The sequence below is a fragment of the Micromonospora sp. WMMD729 genome, assembly GCF_049315225.1.
Lineage (GTDB): Bacteria > Actinomycetota > Actinomycetes > Mycobacteriales > Micromonosporaceae > Micromonospora.
Genome location: NZ_CP186059.1, coordinates 169,200 through 195,687, shown reverse-complemented (window position 1 = coordinate 195,687; position 26,488 = coordinate 169,200). Strand labels below are relative to the sequence as shown.

General features: G+C 72.5%; 28 protein-coding genes. 16 read left to right on the top strand and 12 right to left on the bottom strand.

All coding sequences use genetic code 11. From position 1 onward, the window contains the following. Positions 1 to 6: 6 nt before the first annotated feature. The 3 genes from ACN263_RS00885 to ligD (ACN263_RS00875) form a co-directional block, all read right to left on the bottom strand. Positions 7 to 1,074, bottom strand: a complete 1,068-nt coding sequence (locus tag ACN263_RS00885) for a hypothetical protein (protein ID WP_422737933.1) — start codon at positions 1,072 to 1,074, stop codon at positions 7 to 9. 411 nt (positions 1,075 to 1,485) lie between these two features. Beyond that, entirely contained in the window at positions 1,486 to 2,403 is a 918-nt protein-coding gene (gene ligD / locus ACN263_RS00880; protein WP_422737932.1) for a non-homologous end-joining DNA ligase, read from the bottom strand. Further along, the gene (ligD, locus tag ACN263_RS00875) at positions 2,393 to 3,334 is read right to left on the bottom strand and encodes a non-homologous end-joining DNA ligase (RefSeq protein ID WP_422737931.1); all 942 of its coding nucleotides are present in this window, start codon (positions 3,332 to 3,334) and stop codon (positions 2,393 to 2,395) included. The genes ligD (ACN263_RS00880) and ligD (ACN263_RS00875) overlap by 11 nt, the downstream gene beginning before the upstream one ends. Before the next feature lie 85 nt (positions 3,335 to 3,419). On the opposite strand from ligD (ACN263_RS00875), the gene ACN263_RS00870 reads away from it, so the two are divergent. The 6 genes from ACN263_RS00870 (at position 3,420) to ACN263_RS00845 (ending at position 8,770) form a co-directional block, all read left to right on the top strand. Continuing rightward, positions 3,420 to 4,442, top strand: coding sequence for a Ku protein (locus ACN263_RS00870; protein WP_422737930.1), 1,023 nt, complete (start codon positions 3,420 to 3,422; stop codon positions 4,440 to 4,442). Positions 4,443 to 4,521: 79 nt separating this feature from the next. Beyond that, positions 4,522 to 5,160 carry a DUF4241 domain-containing protein gene (locus ACN263_RS00865; RefSeq protein WP_422737929.1) on the top strand — a complete coding sequence of 213 codons (639 nt, stop codon included), beginning with the start codon at positions 4,522 to 4,524 and terminating at the stop codon, positions 5,158 to 5,160. Positions 5,161 to 5,259: 99 nt separating this feature from the next. After that, complete coding sequence (locus ACN263_RS00860) at positions 5,260 to 5,985, top strand: FKBP-type peptidyl-prolyl cis-trans isomerase (RefSeq protein WP_422740900.1); 726 nt, start codon at positions 5,260 to 5,262, stop codon at positions 5,983 to 5,985. A 190-nt stretch (positions 5,986 to 6,175) separates the two neighbouring features. After that, positions 6,176 to 7,000: an SCO6745 family protein gene (locus tag ACN263_RS00855; protein WP_422740899.1), complete on the top strand. Its 825-nt coding sequence runs from the start codon at positions 6,176 to 6,178 to the stop codon at positions 6,998 to 7,000. Positions 7,001 to 7,032: 32 nt separating this feature from the next. Then, positions 7,033 to 7,686, top strand: a complete 654-nt coding sequence (locus ACN263_RS00850; RefSeq protein ID WP_422737928.1) for an HAD family hydrolase — start codon at positions 7,033 to 7,035, stop codon at positions 7,684 to 7,686. Between the two features lie 73 nt (positions 7,687 to 7,759). Continuing rightward, complete coding sequence (locus ACN263_RS00845; protein ID WP_422737927.1) at positions 7,760 to 8,770, top strand: NADPH:quinone reductase; 1,011 nt, start codon at positions 7,760 to 7,762, stop codon at positions 8,768 to 8,770. Positions 8,771 to 8,956: 186 nt separating this feature from the next. Here ACN263_RS00845 and ACN263_RS00840 read toward each other — a convergent pair whose 3' ends face one another. After that, positions 8,957 to 10,591, bottom strand: coding sequence for a fatty acid--CoA ligase (locus tag ACN263_RS00840; RefSeq protein ID WP_422740898.1), 1,635 nt, complete (start codon positions 10,589 to 10,591; stop codon positions 8,957 to 8,959). Positions 10,592 to 10,662: 71 nt separating this feature from the next. Here ACN263_RS00840 and ACN263_RS00835 point away from each other — a divergent pair, with 71 nt between their 5' ends. After that, positions 10,663 to 11,154, top strand: a complete 492-nt coding sequence (locus ACN263_RS00835) for an NUDIX domain-containing protein (RefSeq protein WP_422737926.1) — start codon at positions 10,663 to 10,665, stop codon at positions 11,152 to 11,154. A 3-nt stretch (positions 11,155 to 11,157) separates the two neighbouring features. On the opposite strand, the gene ACN263_RS00830 is transcribed toward ACN263_RS00835, so the two are convergent. Beyond that, on the bottom strand, positions 11,158 to 12,192 hold the full coding sequence (locus ACN263_RS00830; protein ID WP_422737925.1) for an aldo/keto reductase: 1,035 nt from the start codon (positions 12,190 to 12,192) through the stop codon (positions 11,158 to 11,160). A gap of 126 nt (positions 12,193 to 12,318) precedes the next feature. Here ACN263_RS00830 and ACN263_RS00825 point away from each other — a divergent pair, with 126 nt between their 5' ends. Then, positions 12,319 to 12,951 carry a TetR/AcrR family transcriptional regulator gene (locus ACN263_RS00825; protein WP_422737924.1) on the top strand — a complete coding sequence of 211 codons (633 nt, stop codon included), beginning with the start codon at positions 12,319 to 12,321 and terminating at the stop codon, positions 12,949 to 12,951. Between the two features lie 183 nt (positions 12,952 to 13,134). Here ACN263_RS00825 and ACN263_RS00820 read toward each other — a convergent pair whose 3' ends face one another. Beyond that, positions 13,135 to 14,811 carry an MDR family MFS transporter gene (locus ACN263_RS00820; protein WP_422737923.1) on the bottom strand — a complete coding sequence of 559 codons (1,677 nt, stop codon included), beginning with the start codon at positions 14,809 to 14,811 and terminating at the stop codon, positions 13,135 to 13,137. 131 nt (positions 14,812 to 14,942) lie between these two features. Next, entirely contained in the window at positions 14,943 to 15,485 is a 543-nt protein-coding gene (locus tag ACN263_RS00815) for a type 1 glutamine amidotransferase domain-containing protein (RefSeq protein ID WP_422737922.1), read from the bottom strand. A 126-nt stretch (positions 15,486 to 15,611) separates the two neighbouring features. Between ACN263_RS00815 and rfaE2 the strand changes: the two genes are divergently transcribed. Together rfaE2 and ACN263_RS00805 are read left to right on the top strand one after the other, a co-directional pair. Beyond that, positions 15,612 to 17,408 carry a D-glycero-beta-D-manno-heptose 1-phosphate adenylyltransferase gene (gene rfaE2, locus ACN263_RS00810; RefSeq protein WP_422737921.1) on the top strand — a complete coding sequence of 599 codons (1,797 nt, stop codon included), beginning with the start codon at positions 15,612 to 15,614 and terminating at the stop codon, positions 17,406 to 17,408. Next, positions 17,405 to 18,280, top strand: a complete 876-nt coding sequence (locus tag ACN263_RS00805) for a glycosyltransferase (RefSeq protein ID WP_422737920.1) — start codon at positions 17,405 to 17,407, stop codon at positions 18,278 to 18,280. Before rfaE2 ends, ACN263_RS00805 begins: the two co-directional genes overlap by 4 nt. Here ACN263_RS00805 and ACN263_RS00800 read toward each other — a convergent pair. From ACN263_RS00800 to ACN263_RS00790, 3 genes are read right to left on the bottom strand one after another with little or no spacing between them, the layout of a single operon-like run. Next, a complete protein-coding gene (locus ACN263_RS00800; RefSeq protein ID WP_422737919.1) occupies positions 18,270 to 19,376 on the bottom strand; it encodes a glycosyltransferase family 9 protein in 1,107 nt (368 codons plus the stop codon). The genes ACN263_RS00805 and ACN263_RS00800 overlap by 11 nt on opposite strands. Before the next feature lie 8 nt (positions 19,377 to 19,384). After that, complete coding sequence (locus ACN263_RS00795) at positions 19,385 to 19,930, bottom strand: Hsp20/alpha crystallin family protein (protein WP_422737918.1); 546 nt, start codon at positions 19,928 to 19,930, stop codon at positions 19,385 to 19,387. Further along, positions 19,927 to 20,427 carry a DUF2231 domain-containing protein gene (locus ACN263_RS00790; protein ID WP_422737917.1) on the bottom strand — a complete coding sequence of 167 codons (501 nt, stop codon included), beginning with the start codon at positions 20,425 to 20,427 and terminating at the stop codon, positions 19,927 to 19,929. The genes ACN263_RS00795 and ACN263_RS00790 overlap by 4 nt, the downstream gene beginning before the upstream one ends. A gap of 153 nt (positions 20,428 to 20,580) precedes the next feature. Here ACN263_RS00790 and ACN263_RS00785 point away from each other — a divergent pair, with 153 nt between their 5' ends. Beyond that, entirely contained in the window at positions 20,581 to 21,198 is a 618-nt protein-coding gene (locus tag ACN263_RS00785) for a pyridoxamine 5'-phosphate oxidase family protein (protein WP_422737916.1), read from the top strand. 4 nt (positions 21,199 to 21,202) lie between these two features. On the opposite strand, the gene ACN263_RS00780 is transcribed toward ACN263_RS00785, so the two are convergent. Both ACN263_RS00780 and ACN263_RS00775 read right to left on the bottom strand, forming a co-directional pair. Continuing rightward, complete coding sequence (locus ACN263_RS00780; protein WP_422737915.1) at positions 21,203 to 21,751, bottom strand: DUF4240 domain-containing protein; 549 nt, start codon at positions 21,749 to 21,751, stop codon at positions 21,203 to 21,205. A gap of 35 nt (positions 21,752 to 21,786) precedes the next feature. Next, positions 21,787 to 22,191: a VOC family protein gene (locus tag ACN263_RS00775; RefSeq protein WP_422737914.1), complete on the bottom strand. Its 405-nt coding sequence runs from the start codon at positions 22,189 to 22,191 to the stop codon at positions 21,787 to 21,789. A 57-nt stretch (positions 22,192 to 22,248) separates the two neighbouring features. Between ACN263_RS00775 and ACN263_RS00770 the strand changes: the two genes are divergently transcribed. From ACN263_RS00770 to ACN263_RS00750, 5 genes are all read left to right on the top strand, one after another. Further along, complete coding sequence (locus tag ACN263_RS00770; protein ID WP_422737913.1) at positions 22,249 to 22,893, top strand: class I SAM-dependent methyltransferase; 645 nt, start codon at positions 22,249 to 22,251, stop codon at positions 22,891 to 22,893. Between the two features lie 79 nt (positions 22,894 to 22,972). Further along, entirely contained in the window at positions 22,973 to 23,830 is an 858-nt protein-coding gene (locus ACN263_RS00765) for a patatin-like phospholipase family protein (protein ID WP_422737912.1), read from the top strand. Positions 23,831 to 23,945: 115 nt separating this feature from the next. Next, the gene (locus ACN263_RS00760) at positions 23,946 to 24,200 is read left to right on the top strand and encodes a hypothetical protein (protein WP_422737911.1); all 255 of its coding nucleotides are present in this window, start codon (positions 23,946 to 23,948) and stop codon (positions 24,198 to 24,200) included. Then, complete coding sequence (eccD, locus tag ACN263_RS00755) at positions 24,197 to 25,525, top strand: type VII secretion integral membrane protein EccD (protein ID WP_422737910.1); 1,329 nt, start codon at positions 24,197 to 24,199, stop codon at positions 25,523 to 25,525. Before ACN263_RS00760 ends, eccD begins: the two co-directional genes overlap by 4 nt. A 13-nt stretch (positions 25,526 to 25,538) precedes the next feature. Next, positions 25,539 to 26,477, top strand: coding sequence for a hypothetical protein (locus tag ACN263_RS00750; protein WP_422737909.1), 939 nt, complete (start codon positions 25,539 to 25,541; stop codon positions 26,475 to 26,477). The last annotated feature ends 11 nt before the right edge of the window (positions 26,478 to 26,488 follow it).

Here is a 26,488-nt window from a genome sequence, read left to right as displayed (position 1 = left end):
CGCGGTTCAGTCGCCCGGATCGCGGTCCCAGTCGAAGCCGGCGCGGGCGAACGCCACGCTGCCGTCCCCGGTCGCGTACACCTTGATCGCTTTCAGGCCCAGCGACCGGCCGAGCCGATCCAGGTTGGCCATGATGCGCTGGAAGAGCCCGGTGTCGGTGGCCTCCTCGGCGATGCGGATCTCGTCCAGCATCGTCAGCCGCCGGGGGAAGGAGAGCCGCAGCTCGAGCAGCACCCACAGGACACCGGACGGCACGATGCGCAACGAGACCGCCGCTCCACCGTCGGCGTAGAGCGAGATCTCCACCCGCGCCTCGGGCAACTCCGCCGTCAGCACCTCGGAGAACTGGCGCGGCGTCAGCTTCATCCACTGTCGCCAGGCGGCGAGCGCGGCCTCGTCCGCCCGGCCGACCGTCAGCGTCGGTTCCGCGGCCCGCAGGTCGGCAACGGTCAACGCCTCGATCTCGGCCGGTCGCTCCAGAGCGCGGGCCTTTTCGTACGGCGTCAACGACACTCCCGCCTCGACCAGCAGCCGGTCGAAGTCCGGGTCGGGCCAGTACGGGGCCGGCGCGAACTCGCCGACGCGCCACCACAGCTCGTGCCACAGCCGTACCGCGCGCAGCGGACGGAGGCCGAGCCGCATGGCGGCCACCAGGACGCACCGGTGCAGTTGCAGCGTTCCCGCGAGGGCCGCCAGGTTCGCCCTCGGCTCGTCGTAGGCCCGCAGGGCGGCGACGGAGTTCCGGTCCAGTTCGCTGTACGCCACCAACTCCGGCATGTCGGTCAGCCGCACCGGGATCGAGGAGTCGAGCAGGGATTCGAGGTCCGCCGGCTCCCAGGCGATGTCGTCGTTCAACAGGATCATCCGCAGGTCCCGGCCGTGTTGACGGATCACGACCTGGAGGATCGGCTCGTCGTTCGGCAGTGTGCGGTGGTTGAGCCACACCACCGCCTCGGGGTAGAGCCGCAGGCTCACCTCGATCGCCGGCACCGTGACGCGCAGCGCCGGTCCGTCCGGCTCGACCCGTAACGCGCGAAGCTCACTCAACGCATTGACGACTTCACCCTGAAGCATCGAAGCACTGTAGCGGTCGTCGGCCAGACCAGTCTCATCCGGGCAGTTCCGGCCGGCGGCCACCAGATGGTCGTCGCGCCGACGCCGCAGCCGACGCACGGTCCGAACCGTCGGCCCGTCACACGCGGCGACATCCAGCTCCGGGGTCGCCCTCACCTTCGCGCCCTTTGCTCTGCTTCAACCGACGCAACACACACGCTCCGTGCGGGCCGCGCCCGGCCGCCCGTTCTCACCAAACTGCAGAACAGCAGGTAGAACTCGGTGTTGCGTCCGTTGAAGCAGAGCAAAGGGGTTGAGCAGGGTGGGCGGGGTCGGCGGCGGGCAGCGGAGGCGGTCACAGTGTGCGACAGGTGGTCACGGCACCACCCGCGCACCCACCGTTACCCGGACGACCCGAATGACCGGGCTGGGCTAGCGTCCGCCGGGCAGTTCCGGGCCGCCGTCGAGCAGCGGTTCGAGCAGGTCGCCGTACTCGTCGACCCGGTCCAGGACCTCGGCGGCGGTGAACTGGCGCACGGCCGGCTTCCGGCCGCGAGCGCCGGCCTCGACCTCGTCCCAGGTCAGCGGCGTCGATACCGACGGCGTCCGCTGGGCGCGCAGCGAGTACGGCGCGACGGTGGTCTTCGCCGCGTTGTTCTGGCTCCAGTCGATGAAGACCCTGCCGGGGCGCAGGTTCTTCGCCATCTTCGAGACGATCAGCTTCGGGTGCGCCTGCTCCAACTCCTGGGCGATTCGCCGGGCGTAGCCAGAAACAAGATCGGACGACTGGGTGCCGGCGATCGGGCAGCAGAGTTGCATGCCCTTCTTGCCGGACGTCTTCGGGTACGACTCGATGCCGTCGTCGGCGAGCCGGTCGCGCATCAGCACCGCCACCGGGCAGCACTCGGCGAGCCCGGCCGGCGGTCCGGGGTCCAGGTCGACCACCATCATGTCCGGATGCTCGTCGACCTTCCACTGCGGCGTGTGCAGTTCCAGCGCGGCGAGGTTGGCCAGCCAGACCAGGGTGGGCAGGTCGTCGGCGACCACGTAGTCGATGGTCTCCCGGCCCTTGGTCGACCCGGGCGCGGGCAGCGTCTCGACGCGTACCCAGTCCGGGGTCGCGGCCGGCTTGTTCTTCTCGAAGAAGGACTTGTCGTCCACCCCGTTCGGGAAGCGGATCCGGGTGACCGGCCGGTCGGCCAGGTGCGGCAGCAGCACCGGCGAGATCCGGGTGTAGTAGTCGATCACCTCGCCCTTGGTGAAGCCGACGGCCGGATAGAGGATCTTGTCCAGGTTGGACAGCTCCAACGCGCGGCCCTCGACGTCCACCCGCAGCTTCTCACCCGGCATCGTCGACCTCCTCCGGCGGCTTGTCCGGGCGCAACCGCAGCACCCGGGGGAAGCGCAATCGGCCGTCGGGGGTGCGCTGGCCGTACTTCACCTCCACCACCACCTGGGGTGCTACCCAGATGGCCCCCCGGGCATCCTCGCGCGGCACACCCGCCGCGAACGGTGACGCGCCGGAGCGCAGCGGCTCCAGCTCGGCGAGGAGCTGCCGTTCGATGGCCGCCCCGATCCCGCCGCCGACCCGACCCCGGTAGATCAGCCGACCGTCCGGGCCGGGCACCCCGACCAGCAGCCCGCCGATGCGGCGCGCGCCCGGCCGCCAGCCCCCGATCACGAAGTCGCCGGTCACCTCCAGCTTGACCTTCACCCAGTCCGGCGAGCGCACCCCGGGGCGGTAGACGGCCCCGACCCGCTTGGCCATCACGCCCTCCAGGCCGTGCTCGCCGGCGGCCTCGTACGTCGCCGGCCCATCGGCGAAGACCGGCGGCACCGCCCACCGCGCGCCGCCGAGCGCGAGCGAGTCCAGGGCCTCCCGGCGGCGCTCGTACGACCAGCCGGTCAGGTCGTCGCCGCGCAGGCGCAGCAGGTCGAAGATCATGTACGTCACCGGCATGACCGCCGCCAGCCGGGCGGCCTTGGCCCGGTCCCGGACGTGCATCCGCTCGGCGAGGGCGGTGAACGACGGCTGCCCACCCTCGCCCAGCAGCACCACCTCGCCGTCGAGCAGGACGTCGTCGACCTGCTCGGACAGGGCGGCCAGTTCGGGATACGCGGCGGTGATCTCCACGCCGGAGCGGGCATACAGGTGCTGAGCACCGCCGGAGATGTCGGCGAGCGCCCGGACCCCGTCCCACTTGAACTCGTACGCCCAGCCGTCACCCGCCGGGAGCGGCCCGGTCATCGCGAGCATCGGCTTGAGCGGCGCGCCGGGCACGACCCGACTGTAGTAGCAGGCCGAACACCTCGCGTGGAGTTCGTCCGGATGCGAGCATGGTCGATATCGGGGAAGGGAGCGCAGGATGCGTGCCATCTGGAAGGGAGCCGTGTCGTTCGGGCTCGTCTCGATCGGGGTGAAGCTCTACTCGGCGACCGAGGAGAAGGACATCCGGTTCCACCAGGTGCACCGCGAGGACGGCGGGCGGATCCGCTACAAGCGCACCTGCTCGGTCTGCGGCGAGGAGGTCACCTACGACGACATCGCCAAGGGCTACGACATCGGCGGCGGCGAGATGGTGATCCTCACCGACGAGGACTTCGCCGACCTGCCGCTGACCAGTTCCCGGGCGATCGACGTGCTGGAGTTCGTACCCGCCGAGCAGGTCGACCCGATCCTCTACAACAAGGCCTACTACCTGGAGCCGGAGGGCACGGCCACCAAGCCGTACGTGCTGCTGCGGGACGCGCTGCTCGACTCGGAGCGGGTGGCCATCGTCAAGGTGGCGCTACGCCAACGTGAGCAGCTCGCCACGTTGCGGGTCCGCGAGGGCGTGCTGCTGCTCAACACCATGCTCTGGCCGGACGAGATCCGTACCCCCGACTTCGGTTTCCTCGACGAGGACCTGAAGGTACGGCCGCCGGAGCTGGCGATGGCCAGCTCCCTGATCGACTCGATGACCGCCGAGTTCGAGCCGGACGTCTTCACCGACGACTACCGGGCCGCGTTGCAGGAGGTCATCGACGCCAAGGTGGAGGGTCGGGAGGTCGTCCAGCCGGAGGAGGTCGAGGAGGCCCCGGCCGCGGCGGTGGACCTGATGGCCGCGCTGAAGGCGTCGGTGGACCGGGCCCGCGCCGCGCGCGGCGAACAGCCGTCCCGAGGTGGTGGCGGCGAGCCGACGCCCATCTCGTCGGCCCGCTCGGCGCAGAAGGCGGCCGAGAAGAAGGCCGCCAAGGCGCCCGCGAAGAAGACCGCCACGAAGAAGACCGCCGAGAAGAAGGCGGCCGAGCCGGCGAAGAAGACCGCCGCCAAGAAGACCCCCGCGAAGAAGGCCGAACCCGCGAAGAAGACCGCGGCGCGCAAGACCGCACCCCGCAAGAGCGCCTGAGGTACGCGCCACCGCCGGTCCGTCGGTGTCCGCCGGACCGGGTACGCTCCGCCGGCCGTCGGCCACCGGAGGAGCACCCATGCCGTACACCCCTGACCTGGACCGGTTGTTGATGCCCGGGGCGCGCTTCACCGACGAGCACGGCGCGTACCTCGTCGAGGCCCACCCGCTGGGCGACGTCGTACTGCCGACCGGCCGGGTGGTCGGGTGCGATCCGCTGGTGGTGCCGGAGGCCGAGCCGTACACGGTGGCCGTCGCGCCGGGCCGGTACCCCGCCCGCGCCTGGGTGGCCGTGGTGCTGCGGGCGGACGCCGAGGTGGACCGGCGGGTCGCCGCGCTGGAGCTGGTGATCAGCGCCGAGCCGACCACCCGCTGGGAACCCGCCGTGGTGGGCGACCAGGACATCGCCGACCTCGGCGACGACGACTACTTCGGGTACGGCGTGGACGCCGGCGCCGGCACCCTCGCCGACCCGACCGCGCTGGCCGCTCTGGAGAGCTGGGACGAGGAGCGGATCGAGGACGTCTTCATCCCCGCCGACCTGCCCGCGTCGCCGGTTCCGGGGCTGATCACGGCCGTTCTGGACGAGGTCACCGGCGCGAACGTCGTCACGGTGGCCACCGGCTGGGGGGACGGCTGCTACGGCACCTGGATCGGGCGGACCGCCGACGGGCGGGTCACCTCGTTCGTGACCGACTTCATGGTGGTCCCGGCGTAACCCGGCGGACGGCGTTTCTGGACGATTCGAGGCGTCCGGGGCGGGCACAGCGGGCCGCTGGGCGGGTACCGTGTGCGTCGGCTTTCCCCCCGGCACCGGGTGCCGGCCACACCTTCGCAGCAGGGAGTCGACGACGTGAGCGAGCGCACGCAGGAGAACCGGTCGGAGGGCCAGAGCCCGGCGACGAAGGCGGGGCGGCGGCTGGCCGCCCAGTTGGCGGCGCAGAAGGCGGCCGAGGCGAAGCGCCGCCGCCAGGCGTGGGCCGGCGGGCTGGCCGGTGTCGCCGTGGTGGCGCTGCTGATCGGCGGTTTCGTCTGGATCGACAGCAACCGGGACGACAAGCCCAGCAACGCCTCCGGCGCCAACCCGTCCGCATCCGCCCCGGCGGACGCCCCGGCTCAGGACGCCCCCACCGCGCCGCCCGCGCCGCAGCTTCCCGAGGGCGCCGACCCGGCGCTGGGCACCAAGCCGACCGTGAAGGCGGGCACCGGTGAGCTGAAGAAGCTCACGGTCACCCCGATGATCAAGGGCACCGGCCCGGCGGTCAAGAAGGGGCAGAACATCACCACCAACTACGTGGGCGTCTTCTACAAGGACGGCAAGGAGTTCGACTCGTCCTGGAACGCCGGCCAGCCGGCCACCTTCCCGATCGGCGTGGGCCAGGTCATCCCCGGCTGGGACCAGGGCCTGGTCGGCGTGACCGTGGGCAGCCGGGTGCAGCTCGACATCCCGGGCGAGCTGGCGTACGGCAACGACGAGGCCAAGGCCGGCGGCCGGCCGACCGGTCCGCTGCGCTTCGTGGTGGACGTGCTCGCCGCCCAGTGACCCGTCCGGATCGTCCCGGTTGTCGCCTTCGTGCGATGGCCTTGTTCACATGGGGCTTCCTGACCGTCACCCTCCGGCAGTAGGTTCGGCGTCACCCCGGGCGGCCCGCCGTCCGGGGTGACGACGTGAACGCGGGACGGTGGAGGTGCGTGTGACGGCGCTGGACGCGGCCGGGCGGACCGCTCGGGTGATGTGGACGTACTTCGAGCCGGTGCACGCGGTCACCTACTTCCACCCTCGGGCCCGTGCCGCGTACGAGGCGGTCGGGCTGCGCGGTTACTGGCGCGGCTACTTCGCCGGTCGGGCCGCGCCGCTGGGCGCCGCCGAGGCCCCGCCGGTGGTCGCCGCCTTCTTCAGCTTCGCGCCGCCGATGGTGAGCCGGGCCCTGCCGGCGGTGTGGCGGCTGGCCACCCCGCCGGAGGCGCTGCGCGCCCGGCTGACCGGCGCGGTGCAGGCCCTGGCCGAGCTGACCTACGAGCTGCCCGAGGGGCACCTGGCCGAGGCCGCCGACCTGTTGGAGCGGGCCGCCTCGACGGCGCAGACCGCCGGTCGGGTGCTCGGCGCGGCCAACGCCGCGCTACCGGTCGGCGAGTACCCCCTCGCCCGGCTCTGGCAGGCCGCCACCACGCTGCGCGAGCTGCGCGGCGACGGACACATCGCCGCCCTGGTGGCCGCCGGCCTGGAGCCGGTGGAGGCGCTGGCCTGGCGCGTCGCGGTGGACATGTCGGCACAGAGCCTGCTCGGCCGGGGCTGGTCCGAGGAGCAGTGGCAGGCCGCCCGCGAGCGGCTGACCCGACGCGGCTGGCTGGCCGGGGACGGCACCCCCACCGACGCCGGTCACGCCGATTTCCAGGCGATCGAGGACGCCACCGACCGGGCCGCCGGGCATCCGTGGCAGGCGCTCGGCCCGGGCGACACCGACCGCCTTCGTGAGCTGCTGGAACCGATGGCCCGGTCCTGCCACACGGTGATCCCGCCGGACAGCCCGATCGGGCTGCCCGCGCTGCCCGCCTGACCGTGGGTCCCTCCGTCGGGCAGGATGGGCCCGTGGTGGATGCGGTGGTCTTCGACCTGGACGGCGTGATCGTGGATTCCGAACCGGTGTGGGAGGAGGTCCGGCGGGCGTACGTGGCGGCACACGGTGGCGTCTGGCAGCCGGACACCCAGCGCCGGCTGATGGGCATGAGCACCGGCGAGTGGGCCCACTACCTCAGCGGCGAGCTGGGCGTGCGGCGCACCGCCGCGCAGGTCGCCGACGAGGTGGTCGGGGAGATGGCGCAGCGCTACCGGGAGCACGTTCCGTTGATCAAGGGTGCCGACGACGTGGTGCGCCGGTTGGCCGCGCGGTGGCCGCTGGGGCTGGCCAGCTCGTCGCCGACCCGGCTGATCGCGGCGGCGCTGGCCGCCACCGGCCTGACCGACGCGTTCGGCGCGACCCTGTCCACCGAGGAGACCGAACGGGGCAAGCCGGCCCCGGACGTGTACCTCAGCGTCGCGCAGCGCCTGGGCGTCGACCCGGCCCGCTGCGCGGCCGTGGAGGATTCGTCGAACGGCGTACGGTCGGCCGCCGCGGCGGGGATGCGGGTGGTGGCGGTGCCACACGGGTCGTACCCCCTCGATCCGGACGCCGCCGGGCTCGCGGCCGTGACGCTCGGGTCGATCGGTGAGTTGACCCCCGAGCTGGTGGACGGCTTGGCATGACGGGATCGGTGCGGGGTACCGCAGCGGGCGGCACGCCGCCCGCGTGCCCCGCCGGGCAGCGAGGAGACCACGGATGAAGGCCATCGTGTACGAGCGCACCGGCGACCCGTCGGTGCTGGAGTTGGTGGACCGGCCGGTGCCCGAGCCGGGCCGGGGCGAGGTGCTGGTCCGGATGGCGGTCTCCGGGGTGAACCCGACCGACTGGAAGTCGCGGCGGGCGTTCGCACCGGACGGCTGGCAGATCCCCGGGCAGGACGGCGCGGGCGTCGTCGAGGCGGTCGGCGAGGGCGTCGACCGCGAGCTGATCGGCGAGCGGGTCTGGATCTGGGAGGCGGCCTGGCAGCGGCCGTGGGGCACCAGCGCGGAGTACACGCTGGTGCCGGTCCGGCAGGCGGTGCCGCTGGGCGACGCGTCGTTCGAGCTGGGGGCGAGCCTCGGCATTCCGTTCCTCACCGCGCACCGGTGTCTGACGGCCGGCGAGTTCATGCCGGACGCGCTGCGCGCCGGCGCGCTGGCCGACCACGTCGTGCTGGTGCAGGGCGGTGCGGGAGCGGTGGGCAACGCGGCCATCCAACTCGCCCGCTGGGCCGACGCCACGGTGATCGCCACGGTGAGCAGTGCGGAGAAGGCGCAGCTCGCGGCGGCGGCCGGCGCCTCCTACGTGATCAACTATCGCGAGGAGGACGTGGTCAAGGAGGTCGCCCGGATCGCCCCCGACGGGGTCCACACGATCGTCGAGGTCGCCCCGGCACAGAACGCGGCGATGGACGCGCAGATGATCCACAACGGCGGCGCGGTCTGCGTGTACGCCGACAACGGCGGGACCGAGGTGACGCTCCCGATCCGACCGCTGTACGTGGTGAACGCCCGGTGGCAGTTCGTGCTGGTCTACACGGAGCCGAAGGCGGCCAAGGCGCAGGGTGTCGTCGACGTGGCGGCGGCCGCCAACCAGGGCGGTATCCGGGTGGGCGCGGACGCCGGTCTGCCGCTGCACCACTACCCGCTCGCCGACACCGCCGCCGCGCACCAGGCGGTCGAGGACTCGACGATCGGCAAGGTGCTGATCACCACCAGCGACGCCTGAACAGGTCGTCGGGCGACCGATTTCCCCGTCACCGGGACAGAGGCGAACAATTTTCGCAAGAATGACGGTGCGGGGTCACCCGCGTGGAGCGGGCGGCCCCGGCGCGGTGCGAACGCCGGGGCCGCCCTCTGGGGAGGAATGTCAGGAGTACTCCTCTGCCCATAGGCGACGGTGCACGGTCAAACGTTACGGTGCTGTCAGCTCCCGGACAGTCAGCTCGCCTTCGGCGTACCGCGAACGGACGACTTTCTTGTCGAACTTGCCCACGCTGGTCTTCGGCACCGTGTCGATGAACGCCCACCGCTCGGGCAACTGCCAGCGGGCCACCGAGCCGGCCAGGAAGTCCCGCAGTTCCTCGGCGGTCACCGAGGCGCCCTCGCGGACCACCACGGTCGCCAGTGGCCGCTCGTCCCACCGTTCGTCCGGCACGCCCACCACGCACGCCTCCAGCACCGCCGGGTGGGCCATCAGCGCGTTCTCCAACTCCACCGACGAGATCCACTCGCCGCCGGACTTGATCACGTCCTTCGCCCGGTCGGTGAGCGTGATGTACCCGTCCGGCGAGAGCGAGCCGACGTCACCCGTACGCAGCCAGCCGTCACGGAACTTCTCCGGATCGGGGGCGTCGTCACCGACGTACCGGGCGGTCACCCACGGTCCACGGACCTCCAGCTCGCCCACGGCCGTGCCGTCGGCGGGCAGCGGCTCGCCCGCCGGGCCGACGATCCGCGCCTGCACGCCCGCCGGCACCCGGCCCTGCGTGTAGCGGTAGCGCCACGCCTCTTCGCCCGACACTCCGGCGGGCGGACGCGAGACCGACCCCAGCGGCGACATCTCGGTCATCCCCCAGGCGTGGATGACGTTGATCCCGTGCCGCTCGTCGAACGCGTGCATCAGCGCCGGTGGGCAGGCCGAACCACCGACGATCACCTCGGTGAGCGAGGAGGTGTCCACCTCGTGGCCGTCCAGGTAGGCCAGCAGGTCGGTCCAGATGGTCGGCACCGCGCCGGCCAGGGTGGGCCGCTCGGCGGCGATCATCTCGGCGATCGGCGCGGCCTGGAGGAACCGGTCCGGCATGATCAGCGAGGCGCCGGAGAGGAACGCCGCGTACGGCAGGCCCCACGACATGGCGTGGAACATCGGCACGATGGCCAACTCCCGGTCGGTCGGCCCCAGACCGAAGCCCTCGGGCATGCAGACCTGCAACGAGTGCAGGTAGATGGACCGGTGCGAGTAGGCGACGCCCTTCGGGTTGCCGGTCGTGCCGGACGTGTAGCAGAGCGCCGCGGCGTCCCGCTCGTCCATCTCCGGCCAGTCGTACACGTCCGGACGGTCGGCGAGCAGCGCGTCCCAGTGGTGCACGGTGATCCGGTCGCCGGCCGCCGCGGTGATGGGGGTCGGGTCGCCGCCGCCGACCACCACGACGTGCCGCACCGTGTCCAGCTCGCCGATCACCCGGGCCAGCAACGGGATGAGCGTGGTGTCGACCAGCACCACCCGGTCCTGGGCATGGTTCGCGATGTAGGCGACCTGGTCGGGAAAGAGCCGGATGTTGAGCGTGTGCAGCACCGCGCCCATGCTGGGCACCGCGAAGTAGGCCACCAGGTGTTCGTTGTTGTTCCACATGAAGGTGGCGACGCGCTCGTCGCCGGTCACCCCGCACTCGTCGCGCAGCGCGTGGGCCAGCCGGGCCGCCGAGCGGCCCACCTCGGCGTACGTCATCCGACGGGGTTCGGCACCCGTCCAGGTGACCACCTCGGCGGTGCCGTGCACCCCTGCGCCGTGGTCGAGGATCCGGGAGACCTGCAGGGGAGCGTCCATCATCGTGCTACGCATGGGTAACAAGCTAGTGTCGGCGGTCACACGTTGGGAACCCCCGTAAATTGTCGCAGGTGAGCATCTCCTGGGCCGACTCGTACGTGGGGCAGTTGCGCGCGCTCGCCGGGGACCGGACGCTGATGTTCGTCGGCGCCCGTGCCGTGGTCAGCGACAACGCCGGACGCATCCTGCTGATTCAACGCTCCGACAACGGCCAGTGGGCCATGCCCGCCGGGGCCATGGAGCTGGGCGAGTCAATCGCCGACTGCGCGGTCCGCGAGGTACGCGAGGAGACCGGGCTGCGGGCGCTGCGCGTCTGCGCGTTCGCCCTCTACACCGGCCCGGACCGGACCAGCACCAACATGTACGGGCACACGTACCAGGTCTTCACCACCGCGTTCAAGGTGGAGGAGTGGGACGGTCAACTGGAACGGGTCACCGACGAGACCACCGACGCCGGCTTCTTCGCCCGCGACCGCTTCCCCGCCCCACTCTCCGCCTCGGTCCTGGAGACGCTGGCCGACCTGGACGTCTTCGAGCAGACGAACAGGCTGATCCTCAAGTAGGTCCTACTGCGGGTGGCGGATACCCGCGAAGAACCCCTCCTGAATCCAGTTCGGGTACGCGACCGGCAGCTTGGTGGCCTCGTCCAGCTCGGCGAGATCCTGCTCGGTCAGGGTGAGATCCGAGGCGGCGATGTTGTCCACCAACTGCTCGTGCTTGCGCGCACCCACGATCACGCTGGTGACGGCCGGCCGGGACAGCAGCCAGGCGAGGGCGACCCGGGCCGGGCTGACCTCGTGCCGCTCGGCGACGCCCTTGAGCACGTCGACCACACCGAAGGCGTGCTCGGGGTCGAACGGTGTGAAGCTGGTGTAGCCGGGCTGGGCGCTGCGTGCGCCGCTGTCGGCGACGGCGCCGTCGCGGCCGACCTTGCCGGAGAGGAAGCCACCGGCGAGCGGGCTCCAGACGGTCAGCCCGACGTTCGCGTCGAGCGCCATCGGCACCACGTCGCGCTCCACGTCGCGGCCCAGCAGGGAGTAGTACTCCTGCACGGAGACGAAGCCGGCCAGCTTCTCCCGCGCGGAGATGCCCAGCGCCTTGGCGACCTGCCAGGCGGCGAAGTTGGCGCAGCCGATGTAGCGGACCTTGCCCTGCCGGACCGCGTCGTCGAGCGCCCGGAGCATCTCCTCCATCGGGGTGACCTGGTCGAAGTTGTGGATCTGGTACAGGTCGATGTGATCGGTGCCCAGCCGGCGCAGGCTGTCCTCCAGGTTCTGCATGATGTGCAGCCGGGACGTGCCGACGTCGTTCGGGCCGGGGCCCGTACGCGAGTGCACCTTGGTAGCCAGCACCACGTCCCGACGCCGCTTGCCGAGCGCCTGGCCGAGCAGTTCCTCGCTCTCACCGTCGCTGTAGCCGTCGGCGGTGTCGACGAAGTTGACGCCCGCATCCAACGCGGTGTCGACCATCCGCTTGGCCTCGGGCAGCCCCAGCCCGCCGAGGGTGCCGAAGATCGGATGCCCGCTGCCGCCGAAGGTCATCGCGCCGAGCGAGATCTCCGAGACGTACACCCCGGTGGTGCCCAGCAGTCGGTACTTCACGTGTGTTGCTCCTCGTGGTGGGTCGAAGGCCGAGGTCGGACGGCCTCGTGGTCACTATGTCGGACAGTGTGTCCGGCAAGGAGCGTACGTCGCCGGCCCACCCCTCGGCCACCTAGGATTTCCGGCATGCCGTCGATCACCCGCCGCCGTCCGCGCAACCCGGACGGCCGAGCTGCCGTCGAGGCGCGAGTGCTGGCGGCCACGGAGCGCCTTCTCAAGGAGGGGGCGCGCTTCACCGACCTCGGCGTGCAGCGGATCGCCGCCGAGGCGGGGGTGGCCCGGTCGACCTTCTACATCCACTTCCGGGACAAGACCGAGCTGCTCATGCGGCTCGCCGGCACGATGCGGGATAGCTCCTTCGACCGCACCGGCCAGTGGGATCCGGCCGCCAGCGACGATCCCCTGACGAGCCTGACCGAGGTCTTCGCCGACGTGATCCGGATCTATCGAACATATGCCCCGGTTTTGGCCGCCATCAGTGAGGTGGCCGCCTACGACGAGGTGGTCCGCGAGTACTGGACGGCAGGGCTGGAGCAGTTCGTGGCGCGCACCGCGGACGCCCTCCGCGCCGAGCAGCAGGCCGGGCGTACCGCCGCCGACCTGGACGTGCCGGCCGCCAGCCGGCTGATCGTGGTCGGCGGCGACCGCTTCCTCGCCGACCACGTCAGCACCACCACCGCGGACCCCGAGACGGACGCGGCGGCCGCCCGGGAACTTGCGGCGACCTGGTGGTACGGCGCGTACCGCCGCCCCGCCTGAGCCTGCCGCACTACTTGCCGCCGGCCACGAACACGCCCGCCCCAGCAGCGCGGCCGGCCCCGATCGCGCCGATGAGCGTGATGCCTGTGAGTCATCTTGATGCCGCACAGGCATCACGCTCATTCGGATGCCGCAGGGGGCGCGACCGCAGGCGCGGAGGTCCGGCCGACGGGCCGACGGTCGTCAGATCATCGTCTGGGACTTGGCCTCCATGTCGGCGGCGGCCTCTTCCTTGGACTCACGCGTCAGCGGCTTGCCACCCGGTGCCGGCGCCTCGCCACCCAGCGGGTCGGCCCCACCCTTGGCACCCTGCGGGCCGGTGCCCCGCAGCTCCTTGTTCGGCATCGCCAGGGTGACCAGCACGGCCAGGATCGCCACCAGCCCGGCGGTCAGGAAGACCATGTCCAGCGCGTCGACGAAGGCGTTCTGGATCGCCGTCCGCACCGGCCCGGGCAACGCCATGATCGTCGCCGGGTCGTTGATCGAGATGTTCGTGCCACCGCTCGCCGCGACCGCCGCCCGCTGCTCCGGCGGGAGCTGGGCGATCGCGCCCGGCAGCCGGTCGGAGAGACCCCCGGCGAGCCGGGTGGAGAGCACCGCGCCGAGGATCGCCACCCCGAAGGAACCACCGAGCGACCGGAAGAAGGTCGCCGACGAGGTGCCCGCGCCCAGGTCGCGCACGGAGACGGCGTTCTGCACCGCGAGCACCAGCGACTGCATGCACAGGCCCAGGCCGACGCCGATCACGACCATGAAGGCGAACGCGAGCCAGAGCGAGGTGCCCACCTTGAGCTGGGTGAACAGCAACATGCCGACCAGCAGCGTCACCGACCCGGCGACCGGGAACCACTTGTAACGGCCGATCCGGCTCATCGCGCGGCCGGTGATGATGGAGGTGGCGATGATGCCCGTCATCATCGGCAGCATCAGCAGACCGCTGCGGGTCGGCGAGGCGCCCTTGACGATCTGGAGGTACAGCGGGATGAAGATGATCGACCCGAACATCACCAGACCGAGGACGAAACCGGCCGAGTTGGCCAGTGCGAACGTGGCGCTGCGGAACAACCGCAGGGGCAGGATCGGCTCGGCGACCCGCGCCTCCTGGAGCACGAACAGCACGGCGAGCACGGCACCGGCGACGAAGAGACCGATGATCACGCCGGAGCCCCAGGCGTACTCGTTGCCACCCCAGCTCAGCGCGAGCAGCAGGCAGCTCACCCCGGCGACCAGCAGGCCGGCGCCGAGCCAGTCGATGGCGTGGTTCCGCCGCTCGAACGGGATCAGCCGCATCACGTGGTAGCAGACCACGATGGCCAGGATCGCCAGCGGCACGTTGATGTAGAAGATCCACCGCCAGTCGGTCTCGGCGAAGTACCCACCGACAAGCGGCCCGGCCACCGACGCGATGCCGAACACCGCGCCGAAGAGACCCTGGTAGCGGCCTCTCTCGCGGGGTGACACCACGTCCGAGATGATGGTGAACGCGAGCGTCAGCAGACCACCGGCGCCGAGACCCTGGATACCCCGCGTGATGATCAGCTGGGTCATGTTCTGGGACAGCCCGGCCAGCAGCGACCCGAGCAGGAACGTACCGATCGAGAAGAGGAAGACCGGACGACGCCCGTACAGGTCGGCCATCTTGCCGTACAGGGGCGTCGACGCGGTCGAGGCGAGCAGGTACGCCGTGACCACCCACGAGTAGTGGTTGATCCCGCCCAGTTCACCGACGATCGTCGGCAGGGCCGTACCGACGATGGTCTGGTCGAGGGCGGCCAGCAGCATGCCGGTCATCAGACCCAGCATGAGGAGTCTGATCTGCTGGCGGTTCAACACCGGAGTAGCGGACGCGTCGGCAGTCATACGCCCTTCTATCCGCCCCACCCCAGAACATGCACGAACCCGACCACCGATGTCGCGGTGATCAAGAGGTTCGCGTCACGACACGCCGATCAGGATGACGCGAACCTCTTGATCACCGAGGACAAGGGTGGTCAGGAGATGGCGAAGGTTTTGGTGATCTGGGCGCAGAAGGCGGGGAGGTCGTTGGGGTTTCTGCTGCTCGTCAGGTTGCCGTCGGTTACGCACTCCTCGTCGACCCAGGTTGCGCCGGCGTTGGTCAGGTCGGTGCGCAGGCTGGGCCAAGAGGTGATCTTGCGGCCGCGGACCACGTCCGCCTCGATCAGCGTCCACGGGCCGTGGCAGATCACCCCGACCGGCTTGCCGGCCTCGAAGAACGCCTTCACGAACCGCACCGCGTCCGGGTCCGACCGCAGGAAGTCCGGGTTCGCCACCCCGCCGGGCAGCACCAGCGCGTCGTACCCGGCGGCGTCCGCCTGGTCTGCGGTGACATCCACGTCGTACGTCTTGGACTGGTCGAGGTGGTTGAAGGACTGGATGGAACCGGGCTTGAGCGAGACCAGCTCCGCGGTCGCGCCGGCGTTCTCGACCGCCTCGCGCGGCTGGACGTACTCGACCTCCTCGACGCCGTCGGCGGCCAGGAAGGCGATCCTCTTACCCTGCAATGTCGCTGCCATCTCGGTACATCTCCTCTCCGGGGTACCTCAACGTCCTTCCCGAGCGCGAAAAGCCGAAACACCCCACGAAGGGGCACCACCTCGGGCCCAGGTTTGGCCCGGGGGCCGCTGGGGACCCGGGGAGGCATGGCAGGAGCAGCAGCGGAACAGCGCCGGCTCGCCACCGTCGTGGAGAGCTGGCTCGGGCGTCCGGTCCTGATCGTCGGTGACGCCATGCTTGACGAGTGGCGGTTCGCCGAGTCCGACCGGCTCTGCCGGGAGGCGCCCGCCCCGGTCCTGACCCTGCGCCGGCGGATCTCCGCCGCCGGCGGGGCCGCGAACACCGCCGTCAACGTCGCCACCCTCGGCGGCCGGGCCGTGCTGGTGGCACCGGTCGGCGCCGACGTCGCGGGCGACGAACTGCACGACTGTCTGGACCGGGCCGGCGTCTGGGACCGTACCGTCAACCAACCCGGCCGCCCGACCCCGGTGAAGCGGCGGATGCTGGCCGGGAACCAGATCCTGCTCCGGGAGGACTCCGGCGACCCGGACGACGCGCTCGACCCGGACGGGGTGACCCGGCTGCTCACGGCGCTGGACTGCGCCACCGAGGAGCTGCGCGCCGCCGCCGGCGGCGAGGCGCCGACCCTGGTGGTCTGCGACTACGGCCTGGGCGCGCTGCCCGCGCCGGTCCGCGCGTGGCTGGTCGAGCAGCGCGAGCGGTACGCCACGGTCGCGCTGGACGCCCACGACCTCGCCGACTGGCGGGGGCTCGCGCCGACCGTGGTCACCCCGAGCTTCGCCGAGGCGACCCGACTGCTGGCCCGTGCTGGCGGGGCGGCCCGTTCGACGGCCGGCGCCGACCTGCACCTGGAACACCCCGACAACGATCCGGCCGACGGGCCGTCCGAGCTGAGCGTCGGCGCCGCCCCGGGCGGGGCGCGCGCCGACGACCGTCCCGGCCCGGTCGGCGAGCCCACGCCGGGCGAGGGTCGCGTGGCCCTCACCGGCGACGGTCTCAGCGTCACCGGCACGGGCGTCACCGTGAACACCGAGGCCGGAGCGGGCGTGGACCGGGCCGTACTGGCCGAGTCTCGCCTCCCCGAGCTGCACGCACACACCGGGGCGGACGTGGTCGCGGTGACCCTGGACACCGACGGCGCGGTGGTCGGCGGCGCGGACGGTGAACGGCGGCGCAGCCACAGCACCCCGGTCCCGGCGAGCCACGCCGTGGGCGCGGGAGACGCCTACCTGGCCGCCATGACCCTGGCCCTGGCCGCCGCCGCGCCACTGCCCACCGCCGCGCAGCTCGCCCAGCTCGCGGCCACCATCACGGTCTCCGACACCGGCACCTGCGTGTGCCTGCGCGACGACCTGCTCGCCGCCCTCGACATGCCGCCGGAGGTCACCGGGCACCCGGCGGTGGTCGGCACCGACGAGTTGGACGCGATCGTCGCCGAACACCGCGAGGCGGGCCGCTCGGTGGTGTTCACCAACGGTTGCTTCGACGTGCTGCACCCCGGGCACGTGCGCTACCTGGAGCAGGCCCGCGCCCTGGGCGACCTGCTCATCGTGGCGGTCAACTCGGACGGCAGCGTACGCCGGCTCAAGGGGCCGGACCGGCCGGTCAACCCGGTCGAGGACCGCGGCGCCCTGCTGGCCGCGCTGTCCTGCGTGGACCACGTCGTGGTCTTCGAGGAGGACTCGCCCGCCGCGCTGATCGAGGCGGTCCGGCCGGACGTCTACGTCAAGGGCGGCGACTACCCGCCGGAGCTGGTGCCGGAGGCGCCGCTGGTACGGCGGCTGGGCGGGCAGGTGCGCACCCTCGGGTACGTGCCGGACCGGTCCACCTCCGCGATCATCGAACGGATCCGGTCGCACGGTCAGGACCCCTCGTCGTACGCCTCCGATCCGTCGTTGAGCACCCGTACCCAGTCGTCGTGAACCGGCCCCTCGCTCTCGGCGTCCCGGCGGAGTTCCGTGCCGACCGGCTGGTCGACGTGCTGATCCCGACCCGTAACCGGCCCACCGAGCTGGCGGTCACCCTGGCCGGGCTCGCCGCGCAGGAGGGAGTGCCCGGCTTCGGGGTGGTGGTCAGCGACCAGTCCGACGGCGAGCCCGCGTACGCCCACCCGGCCGCGGCCACCATGGTCCGGGCGCTGCGGCACGCCGGCCACCCGGTGCTGTTGACCCGCCGGCTGCCGCGCCGGGGCCTGGCCGAGCACCGCGCGTACCTGCTCGACGCGTCGGCCGCCCGGTACGTGCTCAACCTCGACGACGACGTGTGGCTGGAACCCGGGGCGCTGCGCCGGCTGGTCACCGCGATCGAGGAGTTGGGCTGCGGGTTCGTCGGCAACGGCGTGCACGGCCTGTCGTACGTCGACGACCTCCGGCCGGACACGCACCGGCACTACGAGGAGTGGGCGGGACCACCCGTCCCGGAGCGGATCCGTCCGGGCACCGTCGAGTGGGACCGCGCCCGGATCCACTCGGCGGCGAACCTGCTGCACGTCACCGCTACGGTGGGGCTGCCGCCGGACGCGTGGCGGGCGTACAAGGTGTCGTGGATCGGCGGGTGCGTGCTGTACGACCGGGCCAAGCTCCTCGACTCCGGCGGGTTCGACTTCTGGCGTCGGGTGCAGGAGCGACACCAGGGCGAGGACGTGGCCGCCCAGCTCGCGGTGCTGGCCCGGCACGGCGGGGCGGGCGTCCTGCCCAGCGGCGCGTACCACCTGGAGACGCCCACCACGGTCACCGAGCGGGACGTGGAGGCCTGGGAGGTCGTCCTCGCCGACGAGAGCGCCCCTACGGGTTGAGCAGTTCGCGGGCGGCCTCGCGCACCTCGGCCACCGGCACGTCGGTGACGAACGAGTCGCGGTGCGGGCACTCGCCGTCGCCCGGTCGGTGCGGGTAGATGCCGGGCGTGCAGTCCACCCCGCAGACCGGGCAGTGCACCATCCACGAGGTGATCGGGCGGTGCCGGCCGCGCAGCGGGGTCGCCGTGTTGATCAGGTTGCCGACCCAGAAGATGCCCACCGTCGGCGTACCCACCGCGGCGGCCAGGTGCAGCGGGCCGGTGTCGTTCGAGACGACGAGCGCGCACCCGGCGTAGCAGCCGACCAGCCCGCCGAGGCTGAGCGTGCCGACCTGCGGCCGGACCGGCGCCCCGGCCGCCGCGACCACCCGGTCCACCACCTCCCGCTCGGCCGGCGTGCCGGTCACCAGCACCTCGTAGCCGTCGGCGTGCAGGGCGTCCGCGACCTCGGCGAACCGCTCGGCCGGCCAGCGCCGCCGGGTGTCGCTCGCACCGGGATGCAACGCCACCCGGGGTCGGTCCGCCGGGCCGAGCACCCGCTCCGCCTCGCTCCGGTCCGCGTCGGTGACCGCCAGCGTCGGCACGATCGTGGTGGCCGGAGCGCCCACCAGGGCCACCGTCTCCAGGTAGCGGATCACCTCGTGCTGGTAGTACACGTAGCGGACCCAGCGGTCCAGCGGCGGCGCGTCCTCGGCGCGCAACCCGACCGTCACCCGGGCGCCCAGCCGACTGACGAACGGGTTCGAGTTGGCGCCGCCGCCGTGTACCTGCACCGCCAGGTCGAAGCCCTCGTCCCGGGCCGCCGCCACGAAGTCGTCGATCGTCGACGCCGACTCGTCGGCCGTCGGTTCGCGGATGCCCGGCCCCGGCGGCACCACCAGCACCCGGTCCACCGGGCCGGGCCGGTCGCGCCAGAGCTGCGCGTGCCACGGCGCGCCGAGCAACACGATCTCCGCCGAGGGGTACGCGGCGCGCAGCGCCTCCAACGCCGGTAGCACGAAGATGAAGTCGCCGAGGGCGTTGGCGCGCAGCACGGCGATCTTCCGCACGTCTTCGACTCGCCCGGCCGTCGGGCCGAGCAGGGACGGGGTGACCACCTGTCCCGCTACGGCCGGTCGATCTCGCCGGTGTCCGGGTGGTGCAGCTCCCGGTCGGCGGCGGGGTCGGCCGGTACCGGTGTACCCCTGGACGGGCCGGCGGAGCGCGGCCCGGTGCGGCCGACGGTGATGGTGCGCGGCGTGGGCCGCGCCGCCCGGGGCAGGTGGACCCGCAGCAGCCCGTGGTCCATCACCGCGTCGATGCCCTCCGGGTCGACCCGCGACGGCAGGTCGACGCGGTACTCGAAACCCCGCGTCTCGAAGCCACCGGGGATGCCCTGGTCGGCGTTGACCTCCGCCTCGGAGCGGGCCCGCACGCACAACTCGCGGTCGTCCAGCTCGACCGCCACCTCCTCCGGCGCGACGCCGGGCAGCCGCACGACGACCTGCCAGCCGTCCGCGGTCTCGGTCAGCTCGACGTCCGACGCCCCGGCCCGACCACCGACCAGCCGGCTCAGCTCGGCGCGCAGCGACTGCAACTCGCCCATCGGGTCCCAGCCCTGCTGCCGGCCACGCCATCCGCGACCGAAACCACCGGCCTGCTGCTCGCTCATCGCACGTCTCCGATCCGCTGGGTGGTGGGTCGCAGGGAGCTGGGTGCGTTCAGGTCGGCGTCGCGGTCGACGCCCACACCGAGCCGGTCGACCAGCTCGCCACCGAGCCAGGCGCTGATGCCGAGGATCGCCACCGCGACCACCTCGATGGCGATCAGCGCGCCACCGGCGGCCCGCGAGTCCGCGTTGAGCCGGACCACCCACACGGCGGCGAAGAGCAGGACCACCGCGATGTTCGCGCCCGCGTGCAGCAGACCGACCCGCTTCGCGCGGGTCCCGGTCGGGATGGCCAGCAGGTCGAACGAGCCGGCCGCCGCGGCCAGCAGACCGCCGATCAGGCCGACGGTGATGTTCCAGTACGCGACCTCACCGAGGAAGTCGGGCCCGCCGACCGTGTCGATGATGTCGAACAACACCGCGGTGACCAGCAACGCGACCGGGAACATGACCAGCATCGGGTGGACCGGGTGGCCCAGCACCTTGAGTCGGCTCTCCATCTCCCGGCCTCCACTCGTCGGCTTTCCTGCGCGACTGTCTCGTCTGGCGGGCCGTACCCCCGCCGCCCCCGCGCAAACCTCACGCTGGCCACGGCGGCCTAGGCTGACGATCGGTGGTGCCCGCCACCAGCTCAACGGCTGAGGGAGGATCGCGTGACGGTGGAGATCACCACGCACGAGGAGCTACGCGAACTGCTCGGGACGCCGCACCCCCGAGCCGCCAACAAGGACCGCCCCCGCCTGCACCAACGCGACCGCGACTGGCTCGCCGCCGCGCCGTTCTGCCTGGTGGCGACCGCCGGCGCGGACGGCACCTGCGACGTCTCGCCCAAGGGCGACCCGGCCGGGTTCGCGCTGGTGCTCGACGACACGACGATCGCGCTGCCGGAACGGCCGGGCAACAAGCGTGCGGACGGTTACCGCAACATCCTGGACAACCCGCATGTCGGGCTGCTCTTCCTGATCCCGGGCCGCACCGACACGCTGCGGATCAACGGGCGGGCCCGCCTGGTGCGCGACGCACCCTGGTTCGACGAGATGGTGGTCAAGGGGCACCGACCGGTGCTGGCCGTGGTCGTGGAGATCGAGCAGATCTTCTACCACTGCGCGAAGGCGTTCCTGCGGTCCGCGCTGTGGCAGCCGGAGACCTGGCAGCCGGACGTGCTGCCGTCCCGCGCTCGCCTGATCAAGGAGGTCGAGGCGCCCGCCGAGAGCCTGGCGGAGCTGGAGCAGCACTACGGCCCGGAGTACGCCAAGAAGATCTACGTCTAGCGGTTCAGGCCGACCAGCCGGCCGGATTGCAGAACGACTCACGGGAGATGCCGGAGCCCGTCTCCGGCCACGAACCGAACCGGTCGTTGTGCAGGTGCGCGAAGAAGTAGCACATGCTCTCGCACTCGGCGTCGGGGAAGGCGCGGCCGGGTGTGGCCCGGACCGCCTCGTAGTAGTCACGGCCGAGCGCGACGATGAAGCCGCGGCAGTAGAGGAAGCCGTCGTCCGAGCCGTCGGTGATCTCGTGGATGTCCTCTCGGTCGATCTCGTGCAGCTTGCGCTCCACGACCCGGTCGAGGTCGGTCAACTCCTGGGTGGAGAGTCCGGCGCTCAGGTGCGCGAGGCGGTCCAGGAAGGGGGACAGCCACCGGTCGATCGCAATCGACGGGTCGTCCTCGTCGTCATCGTCGGCCGGATCGCGCGCGAGAAGGGCTCGCCGCAGCGCCTGCGGCTCCGCTCCCAGCTCCGCCCAGGCCGACTCGATCAGCGCCCACAGTCGGGCCTCGTCGGCGGAGGTCGGCAGCGTTCCGGTGGCATCGGGGGTCACAGTCACGCCCGGACCGTACGTCGCACGGCCGACACTCTCGTTCAGCGCGCAGCGGTCGACACCATCCACAGGTGACCGTCCGGGTCGGCGAAGACACCCGCGTACCCCCAGGGTTGGCTGGTCGGTTCGGTCACCACCTCGCCGCCGGCGGCGCGCGCCCGCTCGACGATCGCGTCCGCCTCCTCCGTGCTGTCGGCGCTGAGGCCGAGCAGGCACTCGCTCTGCCCCGTCGAAGCGACCTCGCGCGGGCCGATCACCCAGCCGAAGCCGCCGGTCGGGACGAGCATCAGGCGCAGCCCGTCGTTCACCACGAACTGCAACGGCTCCGGCAGGCCGTCGTCGGCCGGCTCGCCCACCGCGTCGAGGCCGAGGCCGTCCCGGTAGAAGCGGTACGACACCGAGCGGTCGGCGATCGGCAGGCTGAGGATCACGGGCGCGGCGGGCATGGGCAGAAGCCTCCGTGGGGTGTGGTGACGACAACGACGTACGTCTAGCCTTCCCTGGTGGACGCGGACGACTGGCTGGCCGACACACGCACCTCGTACGACACGGTAGCGGTCAGTTACGCGGACCTCGTCCGTGACTTCCTGGCGAGCGCGCCGTACGAGCGGGCGGCGCTGGCGCTCTTCGCCGAACTCGTCCGCGCCGGCGGCGGCGGTCCGGTCGCGGACGTGGGCTGCGGAACCGGCCGTATCACCGCTCACCTGCACGAACTGGGTCTTGACGTGTTCGGGATCGACCTGTCCCCCGGAATGCTGGCGGTGGCCCGCCGCGACCACCCCGGCCTGCGGTTCCAGGTCGGCTCCATGACCGACCTCGACCTGGCCGACGGCTCGGTGGCCGGCCTGCTCGCCTGGTACTCGCTCATCCACGTCCCGGACCGGCAGCTCGGGCAGGTCCTCGCGCACTTCCACCGGGTGGTCCGCCCGGGCGGCCCGCTGCTGGTCGGCTTCCACGTCGGCGACGAGACGACCCTCAAGACCGAGGGGTACGGCGGCCATCCGATGCGGGTCCACGTGCACCGACGCCGGCCGGCGCGGATGTCGGCCTGGCTCCGCGACCACGGCTTCGCGGTCGAGGCCGAGATGACGGTCACCTCACCGGAGAGCAAGCTCGGCGCGATCATCTTCGGCCGCCGGGAGCCCTGAGTCGACACGTTGTCAGCCCGCCACGGCTCCTGCTAGCGTCAAACTGCGAACAGCGTTAACAATAGGGGGCGGAGGGGCGATGGCGGACGACACGCGGCCGGTCTGGGTGCTCGGTGGCGGTGGCGTCGCCGGCATCGCCTGGGAGGTGGGCGTCCTCGCCGGCCTCGCCGACGAAGGGGTGACCGTGGCCCCGGACGCGGTGCTGCTCGGCACGAGCGCCGGTGCCGTGGTGGGCGCCCAGATCGCCAGCGGCACACCCCTGCCCGAGCTGTACGAGCGCCAGCGTCAGGGCGTACCCCACGAGACGGCGCCCGCGCTGGGCCTGCTCAGCCTCCTGCGGCTCGCCCGGGCACAGCTGTTCGCCCGCAGTCCCGAGCAGGCCGCTCGTCGCCTCGGTCGGCTCGCGCTCGCGGCCCGCATCGACGACCCGTCGCGACAGCGTTGGATCGCCGAGGCCCGTCTTCCGGACCACGACTGGCCGGACACCGACCTTCGCATCGCCGCCGTCGACGTCGAGTCCGGCGCCCTGCGCCTCTTCACGCGACACGACGGCGTACCCCTCGTGGACGCCGTCGCCGCGAGCTGCGCCGTGCCGCAGTCCGCCGCTCCGGTGCCGGTCGGCGGACGCCGCTATATGGACGGCGGCATGCGGTCCAGCCTCAACCTGGACCTCGCGCCCGGGACCGGTCCGGTGATCGCCCTCGCGCCCAGCACCGCCGCGATCGGGCCGTGGGCCCGGATCGAGAAGCAGCGGGCCGCCCTGGGCACCGGCCGCCCGGTCGAACTGGTGCTCCGCGACCCGGCAGCCAGGCGCGCGCAGGGGACCAGCGTGATGGACCGGTCCGTGGTGCCCGCGCTCGTGGCCGCCGGACGCGACCAGGGCCGGCGCGAGGCGGCCCGGGTGACCGCCGCCCTCGGGACGATCAACCGCCCGTAGGTCGCCCACCCGCCGCAGGATTTGACCATCGTCGACATCTCCTCGTGGCGGCCGCACCGGTCAGCGCGTGATCGCCGACCCCGATCGGATTAGCGCCCATGGATAGAATCGAGCCGTGGGGCGGGAATTCGACACGCAGCTCATCGAGTCGGTCGCGGTTCGCCGCGCCCGGATGCGTGAGCTGCTGCTGTGGGGCCGGCAGCGTCGGGTCCGCGCCACCGGCGACGGCTTCCGCTGGCTCCGGGCCGGCCTGGTGCTCGCGGCGGTGGCCTGCGCGGTCTGCGTGGGCTGGTCCTTCCTGCAGAACGTCGTCGCCGAGCAGCAGAAGGCCCGTAACCCGGCCGCGGTCCAGCCGACGGGCCAGCGATGACCGGCCCGCAGACCCTCGCGTCCGCCGGTCACCTCAGTCGGGTGACCCTGGCCGGGCCACACCGCCGCATCGACCTCGTACTGCCCGCCGACGAGCCACTCGGCCTGCTGCTGCCCGAGGTCGTCGCCCTCGTGGGCCATCCACCGACGGACGACTCGCGGGGCTACCAGATCAGCACCCTCGACGGCACGGTGCTCGACCCCGCCGGCAGCCTGCGGCAGGCCGCGGTTCCCGACGGCGCCCTGCTACGGGTCGACCCGATCGCCGAGGCGCCGCCGGCGGCGATCGTCCACGACGTCTCCGACGAGGTCGGCGACGATCTCACCCGGCGCGGCGGCCGGTGGGACGACACCGCACGCAGGTGGACCGCCACCATCGCCTGCGTGCTCGCCGCCACGATGGCGGCCCTGCTCTCCGGCCCACGGCTCGACCCCACGGTGGTCGGCATCGTCGGCGGCCTGGTCGCCCTGTCCGGGCTGCTCGTCGCGCTGGTCCGGCGACGGACCGTCGGGGTGGCGGCGCTGCTGAGCGGCGCGGCGATGGTGACGACCGCCGTTCCCGGCTGGACCGACGCGCGCACCGCACGCGTGGCGCTCTGGGCCGTGGTGATCGGCTGCACCGTCCTGGCCGTGGGCGCGGCGACGGGCAACGGTCGCGCCGGCCTCCTCGGCGGCGGGACGGCACTGGTCCTCGTCGCGGGCTGGAGCATCCCGCTGCTGCTCGGCGTACCCGACGAGCGGGTCGCGGCGGTGCTGGCGATCGCGTCGGTGGGCCTCCTGGGGCTGCTGCCCCGGTTCGCGATGATCACGTCGGGGCTCACCCGTCTCGACGACCGCCGCAGCAACGACGAGCCGGTGAGCCGGGTGTCCGTACAGGCCGCCGTCGACTCCGCGCATCGAGGGCTGGCCGTCGCGACGATCGCGGCGGCGACCTCGGCGGCGCTCGCCGGGCTCGTCCTGGCGGCGACACCGGGCCCGTGGCCAGTGGCGCTGGCGGTCCTGGTGGCCGCCGCCCTGCTGCTGCGGATGCGCGCCTTCCCGCTGGCGGCCGAGGTGGTGGCGCTGGTGGCCGGCGCGCTGACCGTCGTGGGTGGACTGCTGCTGTGCTGGATACGTCAACGACCCGACGCGTGGTGGGCCACCGCCGTGGCGGCCCTCGGTGTCTGCGCGGTGGCCCTGGCGATCCTGGCCTACCGGCCGCCGCCACACGTCCTGGCGCGAGGCCGGCAGCTCGCCGACCGGGTCGAGGCCCTGACCGTGCTGGCCCTGGTGCCGGTCGCCGTCGGGGTGTTCGGGCTCTACTCACGACTCCTCGACACCTTCTGACGGAGGCGGTGACATGAGCGCTCCACCGGTGCCGCGCACCGCGCCGCCGGCCGGTTCCCCGGTGGCGGAGCCGAACGACCTGGGGATCGCGCGCCGTCCACCCTCCGGCGACTCCGCACTCCGGCGTACCTGGCGCAGCGTCAACCGGATGTTCGCCAGCGGCCACCACACCCGGGAACTCGCCGACCTCGCCGCCGAGGTGCAGGCGCCCGTGCACACCGGGCGGCGCATCGCGGTGGCCTCCGTGCAGGGTGGCGCCGGGAAGTCCACGGTCGCCGCGCTGCTGGCGTCGGTCTTCGCGGCCCGCCGTGCCGATCCGGTGCTCGCCGCGGACGCCGACCCGTACGAGGGTTCGCTGACCTGGCGGCTCGGCGTACCGGGCGACCCGTCGCTGCACAAGCTGGCACCCGGCCTGCTCGCGGCGCGCGGCGGCGACCTGCGCGAGCTCGCACCACTTCTACCGCGCACCGGTACCGGCCTCTGGGTGCTGCCCGGCGGCACCACCAACCCGAACCTGTGCACCGCGGTCACCCGCGCGCTGTCGCGCCTGTTCGCCGTCACCGTCACCGACTGCCCGCCCGGCCTGGAGGCCCGTACCCCCGCGGGGGTGATGGCCGACGCGCACGCCGTGGTGCTCGTCGCGGCGGCGACACCCGACGGGGTCCGGGGCACCTACCAGGCGCTCCGCCGGATCGTCGACGACGGGTACGGGGCCTGGCTGACGCGGGTGGTCGTCGTGCTGAGCGCGGGCAACCCGCACGGCCGATCGACGCTGATCCACGGCACCGCACGAGAGCTGATCGGGCAGACCGGCGTACCGGTGGTGGCGCTGCCCTACGACCGTCACCTGGCCGCCGGTGCGCTCATCACGCCGTCCCGGATCGGCGAGGCGACGCTCGTGGAGGTGACCCGCGCGGCCGCGTTGGCCCTGACCCGTGCCCGGCAGACGTGACCGGAGGACCG

Bases quoted from the DNA above. Each gene is read 5' to 3' on its own strand.
- ACN263_RS00885 (WP_422737933.1), bottom strand. From the start codon at position 1,074: ATGCTTCAGGGTGAAGTCGTCAATGCGTTGAGTGAGCTTCGCGCGTTA.
- ligD (WP_422737932.1), bottom strand. From the start codon at position 2,403: ATGCCGGGTGAGAAGCTGCGGGTGGACGTCGAGGGCCGCGCGTTGGAG.
- ACN263_RS00870 (WP_422737930.1), top strand. From the start codon at position 3,420: ATGCGTGCCATCTGGAAGGGAGCCGTGTCGTTCGGGCTCGTCTCGATC.
- ACN263_RS00865 (WP_422737929.1), top strand. From the start codon at position 4,522: ATGCCGTACACCCCTGACCTGGACCGGTTGTTGATGCCCGGGGCGCGC.
- ACN263_RS00855 (WP_422740899.1), top strand. From the start codon at position 6,176: ATGTGGACGTACTTCGAGCCGGTGCACGCGGTCACCTACTTCCACCCT.
- ACN263_RS00845 (WP_422737927.1), top strand. From the start codon at position 7,760: ATGAAGGCCATCGTGTACGAGCGCACCGGCGACCCGTCGGTGCTGGAG.
- ACN263_RS00840 (WP_422740898.1), bottom strand. From the start codon at position 10,591: ATGGACGCTCCCCTGCAGGTCTCCCGGATCCTCGACCACGGCGCAGGG.
- ACN263_RS00825 (WP_422737924.1), top strand. From the start codon at position 12,319: ATGCCGTCGATCACCCGCCGCCGTCCGCGCAACCCGGACGGCCGAGCT.
- ACN263_RS00820 (WP_422737923.1), bottom strand. From the start codon at position 14,811: ATGACTGCCGACGCGTCCGCTACTCCGGTGTTGAACCGCCAGCAGATC.
- ACN263_RS00815 (WP_422737922.1), bottom strand. From the start codon at position 15,485: ATGGCAGCGACATTGCAGGGTAAGAGGATCGCCTTCCTGGCCGCCGAC.
- rfaE2 (WP_422737921.1), top strand. From the start codon at position 15,612: ATGGCAGGAGCAGCAGCGGAACAGCGCCGGCTCGCCACCGTCGTGGAG.
- ACN263_RS00795 (WP_422737918.1), bottom strand. From the start codon at position 19,930: ATGAGCGAGCAGCAGGCCGGTGGTTTCGGTCGCGGATGGCGTGGCCGG.
- ACN263_RS00790 (WP_422737917.1), bottom strand. From the start codon at position 20,427: ATGGAGAGCCGACTCAAGGTGCTGGGCCACCCGGTCCACCCGATGCTG.
- ACN263_RS00775 (WP_422737914.1), bottom strand. From the start codon at position 22,191: ATGCCCGCCGCGCCCGTGATCCTCAGCCTGCCGATCGCCGACCGCTCG.
- ACN263_RS00765 (WP_422737912.1), top strand. From the start codon at position 22,973: ATGGCGGACGACACGCGGCCGGTCTGGGTGCTCGGTGGCGGTGGCGTC.
- eccD (WP_422737910.1), top strand. From the start codon at position 24,197: ATGACCGGCCCGCAGACCCTCGCGTCCGCCGGTCACCTCAGTCGGGTG.
- ACN263_RS00750 (WP_422737909.1), top strand. From the start codon at position 25,539: ATGAGCGCTCCACCGGTGCCGCGCACCGCGCCGCCGGCCGGTTCCCCG.